Consider the following 12387-nt stretch of genomic DNA (forward strand, 5'->3'; position numbering starts at 1 on the left):
ATAAAATTATAGCAAAAGCAAGTGAATATTTTGTGAGAATAGTGAGAAGTTTAGGGCTAATCTAATATAGATATAGCCCTTATATATTTTACTTCGGCGCTTGCATAAAGCGGAAGAAGTCGCTGTCTGGTTTGAGAATCAGCATATTGTTTGATTCTGCAAAGCTTTTTTCGTAGGCTTTCATACTACGCACAAAGCTGTAAAACTCAGGTTCTTGCGCAAAGGCATCGGCGTAGAGTTTGGCGGCGGCGGCATCACCGTTACCACGCAATTCTTGTGCCGTTTTATTGGCGGTGGCCAGAATTACCGTAACTTTACGATCCACATCAGCTTGAATAAATGCTGCCTTTTCTTTACCTTGTGAACGATGCTCACGAGCCACTGCATCACGCTCTGCACGCATACGTTGGTAGATTGATGAAGACACTTCATCAGGGAGATTGATTTGTTTTACTCGTACATCAACCACTTCAATCCCTAATTCTGAGGTACTATCTTGCCCTGTATTCAAGGCTTTGCGCGCACCAACCATTAATTCGCCGCGTGTCCCTGACACAATGTCTTTAATGGTGCGAGAACCCACTTCAGAGCGTAAACGGTCATTCACTTTACGGCGTAATAAGTTGGACGCTTGAGTATAATCGCCGCCACCTGTTGCGGTAAAGAAACGGCCGAAATCACTAATTCGCCATTTCACATAAGAATCCACTAAAAGATCCTTTTTCTCAACGGTAACAAAGCGATCTGGCGCACCGTCTAGCGTGCGAATGCGTGCATCTAACACTTTCATTGAGTCAATAAATGGGATTTTGAAGTGTAAACCCGGCTCATACACCACCACTTTATTGTCTGAATCACGATGAACTTTGCCGAAACGCAACATAATGCCACGCGTGCCTTCATCTACAATCACAAGGCTAGAATAAATCACCGCGAGCAATACCAGTAAAACAGGGGTTAAAATCTTACGCATTAGTTAAATCTCCCTTGGCGATTTTCAGATGATTGTGGATAGCTCTCACTGTTGGAAAAAGAGCGAGTTTCGGAATAAATTTCCTGATTTTTCACCGCACTTTGTGAATTTGATGAGTTAGGTGCGGTGCTTTTTTCGCTACTTTTTGGCGATAAAATTTTATCGAGCGGTAGCACGCTTAAGTTATTGCCGTTGCTATCAAGCAATACTTTTGGCGTGTTTGCCATCACTTTTTCCATGGTTTGAATATATAAGCGATCACGCAATAATTGCGGCGCTGCTTTAAATTCAGGCAATAAGCGTTGGAAACGTTCCACTTCCCCTTGCGCATTTAACACCACTTGATCTTTATAGGCCGTGGCTTCTTCAATAATGCGTTGTGCATTACCACGCGCGATTGGCTCTTGCTCGCGAGCATAGGCTTCCGCTTCACGAATATAGCGTTGCTCATCTTCTTGTGCTTTGATCGCATCATCAAAGGCGGCTTTCACTTCTTCAGGTGGTCGCGCAGATTGGAAGTTCACATCAAGCACTTCTAATCCCATATCATAAGGCTGAATAATGCCATTCAAGGCTTTCCAAGTGTCTTCACGCACAATAGAACGCCCTGTGGTTAAAATATCGTCCATTGACATATGGCCAATCACATAACGCAAGGCACTGTCGGTAGCTTGGTTTAAGCTGTCATCGGCATTGGTTACGCTGAATAAATATTTTGCTGGATCACTCACCCGATATTGTACGGTCATTTCTACTTTCACCATATTTTCATCGCGGGTGAGCATTGCCCCTTGGGTTTTCAGCTCTTTCACTTGTTCCACATTAACGGGGATCACTTTATCTACGAAAGTCGGTTTCCAGTTCAAACCTGGTTGTACGATTTTTTCCAGCTCACCAAAACGTAACACCACGCCACGTTCCGCTTCTTTCACAGTGTAAAAACCACTCACGCCCCAAACAATCGCACCAATCACCGCGGCAACAGGTAACAATTTACCTAAGCCGAAAGACAGGCCTTTGCCGCCGCCATTATGGTTGCCACCATTTTGACCGCCGCCGAGTTTTTTCAATAAATTACTAAAGACTTCTTCAAGATCAGGTGGGGATTGTTCCTGCTTATTGCGCTTATCCCATTGGTTATTTGGATCGGATTTGTTATCCGATTGATTTGGGTTGCTCCCTGGTTTTCCCCAAGGATCTTGATCTGAACCATTAAAGGACATTCTTTTCTCCATTTGTCAAAAAATTGTTACAAGTCTAAACAAAATAATAGGTGAAGTCTAGGGCGGATTGCCCGCTTTTCCTTCTCTTTAAGCCGTCAAAAATCCGTTAAAGTGCGGTTCACTTTATAGCAAATTTTTTGTCTTAATTCAGTGGGAATTAAGCCTTCATCATTCCAATAAAAATAATGTGCTGTTGTAAGGGTTTCATTAGCAAAAACGGCCAAATAAAAGGGCAATTCTTGCGTAAATATGGCTTCCCCTTGCGGGCAATAGGCTGAAAATAATTGCAGACTCTCTGCTTGGTGATCCACTTCCGATAATTTCACAATACCCACCCCTTGAGATTTCAACAGTGCTTCACGCAAACACCAAATACGATAAAAAGCTGTTTTTTTGTCAAGCTGCTTGGCAAACCATTGTTGTTCTTGTTCGGGAGCGAAATGACCAAGCAAGGCAGCATAATCCCGTTCTTTTTGCGGAAATTCAATGTCAATTCCCACCGCACTTTGGTTTTCATTTTTTTCATTAACCTTGAGCATCACTGCCACCCAATCGCCTGAATGGCTGATATTAAAATCAATATTCGGTTTGGGGAAATGCGGCCGTTGGGTTGGGCTATATTGAATGTCTGCTAAAAGTGCGGTGGAAATTTGTGCTGTTTTTAATAATTCCCATAGCAAAAAATGTGCCACCCAACGGCAACGATAACGTTGCCACAAACGAGGTTGTTCAGGCGGTGCTTGACGTAATTTAGGCGTGAGTAATGCCGTTGGAATTTGCTCGAAAGGATAAGACTGATGAATATTTCCCCACGCAATAAAAATGCTCATTCACGCTCCTTGTTACGCAGGGAAAGAAAATTAATGTTGAAAACGAGCCAAACGCGCACGGCAGAATTGTTCTTGTTTCTCAGCAGAGAGTTTTGTAAATTCTTTGCGATATTGCGCAAAATCCTGTTGCAACGTCTGCAAGGTTTCCGCAGGTAAGGTGGAAGTGGCAACATTCTCATCTAAAATATTGAAATAGGTTTGGCAGCTGTTAGCTAATTTAGCCGATTGAGTAACATTCAGCACTGAACTACAAGCAGATAACAATAAGCTGATAACGACAATAAATTTTTTCATACCATTCCTTTTTATAAGTCAAAAATAAGCGTTGCCTAGTTTTAGACAACGCCTCTATTCTAACCTAATTTATTAAGATAACAACTCATTTACACGTTTAATGAATGCGGTTGGATTTTCCAACGATCCGCGTTCTGCAAACATGGCTTGCTCAAGCAGTAATTCCACCCAATTTGCAAAGGCTGCATCGTCTGTCATCTCCGCCACTTTTTTCACTAATGAATGGTCTGGATTTAGCTCAAAGGTATATTTCACTTCTGGCACTGGCTGCCCACTCATTGCAAACAATTTCGCCATTTGTGTGGTCATTTGATCGTTATCCGTTGAAACCACCGCTGGTGTATCCGTTAAACGATGGGTTAAACGTACCGCTTTCACGCGATCTCCCAATAAGGTTTTCACGCGTTCAACGAAAGCACCAAAGGCTTCATCTTGTGCCTTTTGTTCTTCCTGTTCTTGATCCGCTAAATCGCCTAAATCAAGATCGGACTTGGTAATAGGCTGCAATGGTTTGCCATCAAATTCGGTGAGATAACTTACCATCCATTCATCAATACGATCAGAAAGCAACAACACTTCAATGCCTTTCTTATTAAACAGCTCTAAGTGCGGGCTATTTTTCGCTGCAATATAGCTATCTGCCGTGATGTAATAAATGGCTTTTTGACCTTCTTTCATTCGCGAAACATAATCTTGCAAGGAAACAGTTTGCTCGCTGCTATCATTATGCGTTGAAGCAAAACGATATAAACGGGCAATTTGCTCGCGGTTAGCCACATCTTCCGCCACACCTTCTTTTAACACCAAGCCAAATTCTTTCCAGAATTGTAAATATTGCTCTGGATTGTCTTTCGCTAATTTTTCTAGCATTTGTAATGAACGCTTGGTAAGCGCTTTACGCAAGGCGGCGGTTACTTTGTTATCTTGCAGAATTTCGCGAGAAACGTTGAGCGGTAAATCGTTGCTATCAATTAAACCACGCATAAAACGCAGATAATTCGGCATAAACTGCTCGGCATCGTCCATAATAAACACGCGTTGCACATAGAGTTTTAAACCTTTTTTGTGATCGCGGTTAAAGAGATCCCAAGGGGCTTTAGACGGCACATAAAGCAAGCTGGTATATTCTTGATTTCCTTCTACTTTATTGTGCGCCCATAAAAGCGGATCGGCAAAATCGTGGCTTAAATGTTTGTAAAATTCTTTATATTCTTCATCAGAGATTTCGCCTTTTGAGCGTGTCCACAAGGCTTGGGCTTTGTTGATCTTTTCCCATTTCACGCCCGTTTCTTTGCCTTCATCATCATATTCTGGCGTCAAAATTTCTACTGGCAAACCAATATGATCGGAATATTTGCTGATGATTTCACGCAAACGCCACGCGTTGGCAAACTCTTTATCTTCCGCGCGCAAGTGCAATGCGATCTCCGTTCCACGATCTTTTTTCTCAATGTTTTCAACGGTATATTCACCTTCACCAGTGGATTCCCACAACACGCCTTGATCTGCTGGCACACCTGCAGCACGGGTTTTCACGGTTACTTTATCCGCCACAATAAAGGCAGAATAAAAACCAACTCCAAATTGCCCGATAAGCTGGCTATCTTTCGCTTGATCCGCACCAAGTGCGCTCAAAAATTCTTTCGTTCCTGATTTCGCAATCGTTCCTAAATGATCGATCACTTGCTCACGCGTCATTCCAATTCCGTTATCGCTAATGGTGATCGTGCCTTTTTCTTCATCAAAGCTAATGCGCACTTTTAAATCGCCATCACCTTCATATAATTCTGGTGCAGAAAGCGCCTTAAAGCGTAGCTTGTCCGCCGCATCAGACGCATTTGAGATTAGCTCACGCAGGAAGATTTCTTTATTCGAGTAAAGTGAGTGGATCATTAATTGAAGTAATTGTTTAACTTCAGATTGAAATCCACGAGTTTCTTGATTTTTGTTCATTGCATTTCCCTCTTTAAAATTTCAAATCTATATAAGAGCAAAAGCCTTAATTTCAACAGAACAGGTTTTTAGTTGATGATAATTTAGACAAAAAAATCAGAAAAAAACACCGCACTTTCTATTCATTGAACGATTAACGATAGATAAAGTGCGGTTAGTTTTTGGGGAGTTTTGTCATCGTGGGATCATCAAGCAAATATTTCTTATTAATTAAGAAAGAAAAGGTGCTGCCCTGACCTTCTTGGCTTGTGATATCTAAATGGGTGTGGTGTTGTTCGAGGATATGTTTAACAATGGCTAGGCCTAATCCACTGCCGCCCGTTTGGTTATTACGCGATTCATCAACGCGGTAGAAGCGTTCGGTTAGATGGGGGAGATGTTTTTCTGCAATGCCGATACCATTGTCTGATACGCTAAATATTGCGCCGTCTTCACAAGGTTGCCAGCGGATATGAATTTGTGCATTTTTCCCTGCGTGCCGAATGGCATTATAGATTAAATTTGAAACCGCACTTTGTAGCTGATTTTCATCCCCCAGAATTGTTAAATTAGGTGCAATATCAAATACTAATCGCTGAGAATTGGCATTCAGTATAAAGGTGTTTTTTTGTAATGAATGAATGATTTCGGATAAATTAACGGGGTAATGTTCATTATTAGAATGTTCAATTTTTGCCAGAAGACTTAATTGATCAAGCAAGTGCGACATTCTTTGGCTTTGTTCTTGCATCGCTTGGATTGCTTTATTATATAAGGCATCTGCTGGTTGAGTTTCAGCTAATAATTCTAAATAACCCTTTAATACAGTAAGTGGCGTACGCAATTCGTGGTTTACATTAGATAAAAAAGTTTGTCTAGTATGAAGAAGTCGAATTAATTGTGTTACATCGCGCACAATTAAAAGTATGTTGTTACTGTCATAAATATTAGCGCTAATTTCAATGTAACGCTGATCTTCCGTTAATAAAACCAAAGGGTGTTGGGACGCGGAATAATTGAAATAATCTTTAAACTCAGGATAAAAAATAATGCTAAAAATATTTTTGTGTGCTTTTTTATGCCAATAGAAAGAAAATATTTCTTGCGCAGCACTGTTACACCAAAGGATTTCCCCCTCTTTTTGACAGATGATAATGCCCTCTGGGAAATATTGAATATGTTTATTCAATTTTGAGAGCAGCCTTAAGGTTTTTATTTTTTCTTTCCGATTTTTTCGCCGCCAATAATCTTGTGTTGGAAGAATATATTCTAAAATTGTTTTTCTTTTTTTTGATTCAAGCTGGGGATATAAAAGGCTAAGCAGTTTAAATTCATTATTATGATGCCAAATTAAGGCAATAATTAAACAAATAATTAACCAGAAATAAAAATCTTTGGCAAATAAACTAAAAAAGAAAGCGGTTGCAATCAGTAAAATCGTTTCTAATAAAATATGTTTAGCAGAAAGTTTCATTTTCGTTCATTGCTCCAAAATGATTGGAAAAACGATAACCGCTACCACGCACGGTTTGTATATAACGTTCAAAACCGTAAGGTTCTAAGCATTTACGCAATCTTCGAATATAAACATCTACGGTTCTGTCTTCCACATAAATATCATTTCCCCAAATAAAATCAAGTAACTGCGCGCGGCTATATACTTTCTCAGGGTGCTGCATAAAAAAATGGAGCAATTTAAATTCAGTGGAACTTAGATTAATTTGGTTTTGTTGGTAGGTTACACGTTTAGCATTTTGATCAAGAATTAATCCGTCTATATTCAATATATTAGGGATTTGTTCATAGGTTCTACGCAGTAGCGCATCAATGCGGGCAAGTAATACTTTTGGTGAAAATGGCTTGCTCACATAATCATCTGCCCCTGCGTTCAAACAGGCAATGCAATCTTCTTCCGCACTGCGCGCGGTGAGCATAATAATTGGAATGCTATCAAATTGTGGCGTTTTTTTCAGGTAGTGAATAAATTGAATACCTGAACGTCCAGGTAGCATCCAATCTAATAAAATTAATTTAGGATTTTCTGCTATTTTTTTCACCGCACTTTGATAATCACAGGCCTCAATAATGGCATATCCCTGCTGTTCAAGAAATAATTTAATCATTTCTCGAATAGCTTGTTCATCTTCAACGACTAAAATCCTTGTTGTCATTGCCATCTCCATAATATAAAAATGCGCAAATTCACTGAGCTGAGCCTAACCCATTCTACCATGAATATAGTCTTCGGTTCTTTTATCTTTTGGATGTTCAAAAATCATTTTAGTTTCACCAAATTCCACCAATTCACCTAAATACATATAGGCCGTATAATCAGAACAGCGTGCAGCTTGCTGCATATTATGGGTAACAATCGCAAGTGTATAATCTTGTTTTAATTCAAAAATAAGCTCTTCAATTTTCATTGTAGAAATAGGATCAAGTGCAGAACAAGGTTCATCTAGCAATAGCACATCAGGCTTAATGGCGATGCTTCTTGCGATACATAAACGCTGTTGTTGCCCGCCAGATAAGCTATCACCATTTTTATTCAATTTATCCTTAACTTCATTCCATAATGCCGCTTTAGTTAATGCCCATTCCACACGATCATTCATTTCTGATTTGCTTAACTTTTCAAATAATTTAATTCCAAAAGCAATATTATCGTAAATAGACATTGGAAAAGGGGTAGGTTTTTGGAATACCATACCAACTTTAGCACGAATAATGGCGATATCCGTTTTTGTTGTGAGTAAATTATCGCCATCTAAATAAATTCCCCCTGTCGCCTTTTGTGTGGGATATAACTCAAACATTCGATTAAATGTTCTCAATAGTGTGGATTTTCCACAACCTGACGGGCCAATAAATGCAGTAACTTTATTGCTTGGTATGCGTAAATTAATATTTTTCAAGGCGTGAAAATCACCGTAATAGAAATTTAAGTTTTTTACTTCAATTTTGCTATTTTTAATGTCAAGCATAATAGTCCCCTATTTTTGTTTATTCGAAAAATAAAAGCGAATAAAAATATTTAAGCTGAGTACAAACACAGTAATTAGGCTTGCTCCAGCCCAAGCTAATTCATTCCAATCTTTAAATGGGCTTGCGGCATATTGATAAATCACAACCGGTAAATTTGCCATTGGTTCGTTCATATTAAATGAGATAAATTGATTGGAAAGGGCGGTGAAAAGTAGTGGTGCAGTTTCCCCTGCAATGCGCGCCACAGCTAATAAAATCCCAGTTAGAATCCCTGATTTTACTGCTTTATAGCAAATCATTGTGATCACTTTCCAACGTGGACAACCCAGCGAAATTGCTGCTTCGCGTAGATTATTCGGAATAAGTACAAGCATATTTTCCGTTGTTCTCACTACAATCGGAATCACAATTACAGCTAATGCCAATGCGCCCGCCCAACCAGAGAAATGATTCACTTGTGCAACATAAATAGAATAAATAAATAATCCAATAATAATTGATGGTGCAGAAAGCAGAATATCATTTAAAAAACGGGTCATTGTGGCTAATTTACTAAATCTGCCATATTCAGCTAAATAAGTTCCAGCCAAAACACCGATTGGCGCGCCGATAAATAAGGCAACAATGAGCATTTGTGTCGAGCCAATAATGGCGTTAAGCAATCCCCCTTTTTCACCTGGCCCTGGCGTTTTTTCTAAAAACAATTCAAATGAAAATGCGGGAATCCCTTTTATGATTAAGGTGATAATGATCCAAGATAACCAAAATAAACCAAAAATCACCGCCAGTATGGCAACACCAATCATTAAATTATTGATACATTTTCGCTGTTTAAAGCGCGCAGTCATCTCATTATTCATCATTAGCGTTTTCCTTCTTTTAAGGTCATACGAGCAATTAAAATGCGAGATAAAGCCAGTACCAAAGTAGTAATTAAGAATAAGATCAATCCTAATTCCATTAATGAAGATTTTTGTAGGCCTGCCGCTTCATTAAATTCATTGGCAATTGCTGAGGCAATGGAAGTGCTTGGTGAAAAAATAGAACTTGGCAAATGGAAGGAATTTCCTATTACGAATGTAATCGCCATCGTTTCCCCTAATGCTCGCCCAAGCCCCAGCATAATTCCTCCAATCACCCCTGTTTTGGTGTAGGGTAATACAATGTGCCAAACCACTTCCCAAGTGGTTGCACCTAGTCCATATGCGGATTCTTTTAGCATAGGTGGAACAACAGAGAATACTTCACGCATAATTGACGCAATAAATGGGATAATCATAATGGCAAGCACTAATCCTGCGGTGAATAATCCAACGCCAAAGGGCGCGCCAGAAAATAATGCGCCAAGGTAAGGAATATCCCCAAGGGTATCAATCAAATGCGGTTGAATATAGGTTTGAAATAATGGCACAAATACAAACAGCCCCCACATTCCATAGATAATGGAAGGAATGGCCGCCAACATCTCCACGGCGATGCTAATCGGTTTCTTTAATTTCTCTGGCGCAAGCTCGATTAAAAAAGTCGCAATCCCAAAAGATATTGGCACAGCAATGATTAACGCAAAAAGTGCCGAAATCAACGTCCCTACAATAGGCACAATGGCACCATAAATATCTTGCGTTGGATTCCATTCATCAGTCCATAAAAAGGCAAGGCCAAATTGTTGAATCGAATCCCAGCTGCCATAAATTAACGATAGCAAAATGGAAGCCAGCATAATAAGAACAATAAAGGCAAAAAATCGGGTTAAACTATGAAAAACAAATTCAAAGATTTTTTGTTTACTACATTGAGCATTAAGATTTTTCATACACAAGCCATTCATCTTAGCGCTTAGCAGTTTATTACTCATCGCCCGCTAAGCGCATAAAATTATCAAAAAATAGACCGCACTTTAATAAACAGTCTTACCCTGTGCATCTTTAATTTCAGATTGCCATTTGGTTTTAATTTGTTGAACAACAGCTTCTGGTAGCGGTACATAATCAAGTTCGCTGGCTGCCTCTTGCCCTTGGCTAAATGCCCAATCAAAAAAGTCTAACACCCCTTTGGTTGATGCAGGTTTATCCGCCAGTTTATGTAACAAAATAAAACTTGCCGCCGTAATTGGCCAAGAGTTTTCCCCAGCTTCATTGGTTAAGATCACGCCCATATTGTCCACTTCATTCCATTTCGCATTCGCTGCGGCTGAAGTAAAGCTTTCTTTTGATGGTGTAACAAATTTTCCCGCTTTATTTTGTAGCGTAACCCAAGCCAAATTATTTTGTTTAGCATAGGCGTATTCCACATAACTCACCGAATATTTAATTTGACCAACATAGGCGGCAACACCTTCATTGCCTTTGCCACCTTGTCCTACCGGCCATTTTACTGATTTGCCTTCGCCAACTTTTTCTTTCCATTCTGGCGAAACTTTAGATAAATAATTCGTCCAGCCAAATGTCGTTCCTGAACCATCTGAACGATAAATTACAATAATATCTTTATTAGGTAGGGCTAGATTTTCATTCAGCTTGGCAATCGCAGGATCGTTCCATTTTTTTATTTTGCCTAAAAAAATGTCTGCCAATAATTCGCCTGAGAGTTTTAAATCCCCAGCGGAAATCTCAGGCAGATTAATCACGGGAACTGTTCCACCAATGATCGCAGGGAATTGTAAAAGCTGATGTTTTTCAAGAAGATGGGATTTCATTGGATCATCTGATGCGCCAAAATCAATGGTTTTTGAAATGATTTGTTGCTGTCCGCCACCAGAGCCAATAGATTGATAATTAACGCGATTGCCCGTTTCTTTTTCATAAAGTGATGCCCATTTTGCATAAATGGGATAAGGAAAGGAAGCACCTGCCCCTGTGATTGTTTGGGCTTTTGCCACCGCCAAGAAACTCATTGATATGCCTAATACGGTAAAAATCTTCAGCATAGATTTTTTCATATTGCTCTCTCCATTATTTAACTTGCCAGTTATTTGGCAACGAGAAGTTTAAGAAAACAATATTACAGTTTGATGACAATATTGAATTTATTGCAAAAATTTTTCTCTTAGTCGAATAATAAAAAACAACAAAAAACCACCGCTCTTTTCCCTAAGTGCGGTGGTTTTTTCTGTATTTTTATTGGTAGGAATAGAATTATTTTTTCTTCGCGTATTTAAGCGAGTCAATGGCTACGGCGAAGATGATAATGCTACCTTTGATAATATATTGCCAATATGGGTTTACGCCAATGTAGGTTAAACCATAGTTGATCACGGTGAAGATCAATACCCCAGTTACCACACCAAGCACCGTTCCCACACCACCAGCGAAGGACACGCCGCCCACCACACAAGCGGCAATGGCATCAAGTTCATACATAAAACCAAGGTTATTAGTGGCACTGCCGATACGCCCTGCTTCAAGCATACCGCCAAAGGCATAAAATACCCCTGCAATCATATAAATAGCCACAAGATTACGGGTTACGTTTACCCCTGAAACACGCGCCGCTTCTGGATTTCCACCAATGGCAAAGATGTTTTTACCAAAGCGTGTTTTATTCCATAACACCCACACAAACACAGCACAAATGGCCGCATAAATGGTGATGTAGGAAAGTTTAAAGCTACCTAAGCGGAAAAAGCCTTGCGCAAAGGTAGAGAATTGTTCGTTAAAACCTGCAATTGGTGATGATCCCACTGCATCATAATAAAGCGAGTTGATCCCGTACACGATGATCATCGTTCCCATTGTGGCAATAAATGGCGTTACATTAAGATAAGCGATGACGATCCCGTTTACTAAGCCAATAATTGCTCCCACCACACAAACGGTAAGAATCACCACAGGAATAGGAATTTCACTTAAATTTGGGAAGACGCGATTCATATTATCCATTGCTTGTAGCAATGTGGCTGAAATTACCGCGGCAAGCCCCACTTGACGTCCTGCGGATAAGTCTGTCCCTTGTGTGATCAGCACGCCTGCCACACCAAGGGCGATGATTAAACGCACAGAAGATTGGGTAAGAATATTACTAAAATTTCTTAAACTCAAAAAGCTGGAATCTTGCATAATGATAATGCCAAGAAGTACCAACAGCACAAAGTAAATAGCATTTTGCTTAAGGAAATCTAGCGATTTATTTTGTTTTAAAGCTGACATAATTC

At 39.7% G+C, this 12387-nt stretch carries 12 protein-coding genes; all 12 read right to left on the reverse strand.

All coding sequences use genetic code 11. The features are described 5' to 3' along the window. Positions 1–88: 88 nt before the first annotated feature. The gene (gene hflC / locus L5B76_RS09125) at positions 89–973 is read right to left on the reverse strand and encodes a protease modulator HflC (protein WP_103853731.1); all 885 of its coding nucleotides are present in this window, start codon (positions 971–973) and stop codon (positions 89–91) included. Beyond that, entirely contained in the window at positions 973–2196 is a 1224-nt protein-coding gene (hflK, locus tag L5B76_RS09130) for an FtsH protease activity modulator HflK (protein WP_265755166.1), read from the reverse strand. Before hflK ends, hflC begins: the two co-directional genes overlap by 1 nt. Before the next feature lie 95 nt (positions 2197–2291). Then, complete coding sequence (locus tag L5B76_RS09135) at positions 2292–3026, reverse strand: 4'-phosphopantetheinyl transferase family protein (protein ID WP_265755167.1); 735 nt, start codon at positions 3024–3026, stop codon at positions 2292–2294. A gap of 30 nt (positions 3027–3056) precedes the next feature. After that, positions 3057–3320, reverse strand: coding sequence for a DUF5339 family protein (locus tag L5B76_RS09140; protein WP_265755168.1), 264 nt, complete (start codon positions 3318–3320; stop codon positions 3057–3059). 72 nt (positions 3321–3392) lie between these two features. Further along, the gene (gene htpG, locus L5B76_RS09145; RefSeq protein ID WP_265755169.1) at positions 3393–5273 is read right to left on the reverse strand and encodes a molecular chaperone HtpG; all 1881 of its coding nucleotides are present in this window, start codon (positions 5271–5273) and stop codon (positions 3393–3395) included. Positions 5274–5427: 154 nt separating this feature from the next. After that, positions 5428–6726, reverse strand: a complete 1299-nt coding sequence (gene phoR, locus L5B76_RS09150) for a phosphate regulon sensor histidine kinase PhoR (RefSeq protein WP_265755170.1) — start codon at positions 6724–6726, stop codon at positions 5428–5430. After that, entirely contained in the window at positions 6710–7423 is a 714-nt protein-coding gene (gene phoB / locus L5B76_RS09155) for a phosphate regulon transcriptional regulator PhoB (RefSeq protein WP_194751761.1), read from the reverse strand. The genes phoR and phoB overlap by 17 nt, the downstream gene beginning before the upstream one ends. 45 nt (positions 7424–7468) lie before the next feature. Then, entirely contained in the window at positions 7469–8236 is a 768-nt protein-coding gene (gene pstB, locus L5B76_RS09160) for a phosphate ABC transporter ATP-binding protein PstB (protein ID WP_115249006.1), read from the reverse strand. A gap of 9 nt (positions 8237–8245) precedes the next feature. Further along, positions 8246–9097 carry a phosphate ABC transporter permease PstA gene (gene pstA, locus L5B76_RS09165; protein ID WP_115250146.1) on the reverse strand — a complete coding sequence of 284 codons (852 nt, stop codon included), beginning with the start codon at positions 9095–9097 and terminating at the stop codon, positions 8246–8248. A gap of 2 nt (positions 9098–9099) precedes the next feature. Continuing rightward, positions 9100–10050: a phosphate ABC transporter permease subunit PstC gene (gene pstC, locus L5B76_RS09170; RefSeq protein ID WP_115250145.1), complete on the reverse strand. Its 951-nt coding sequence runs from the start codon at positions 10048–10050 to the stop codon at positions 9100–9102. Positions 10051–10134: 84 nt separating this feature from the next. After that, positions 10135–11163: a phosphate ABC transporter substrate-binding protein PstS gene (gene pstS, locus L5B76_RS09175; protein WP_265755549.1), complete on the reverse strand. Its 1029-nt coding sequence runs from the start codon at positions 11161–11163 to the stop codon at positions 10135–10137. A gap of 208 nt (positions 11164–11371) precedes the next feature. Next, complete coding sequence (mglC, locus tag L5B76_RS09180) at positions 11372–12382, reverse strand: galactose/methyl galactoside ABC transporter permease MglC (protein WP_103853904.1); 1011 nt, start codon at positions 12380–12382, stop codon at positions 11372–11374. Between the last annotated feature and the right edge of the window lie 5 nt (positions 12383–12387).

The sequence above is a fragment of the Avibacterium sp. 21-594 genome, from assembly GCF_026226815.1.
Lineage (GTDB): Bacteria > Pseudomonadota > Gammaproteobacteria > Enterobacterales > Pasteurellaceae > Avibacterium > Avibacterium avium.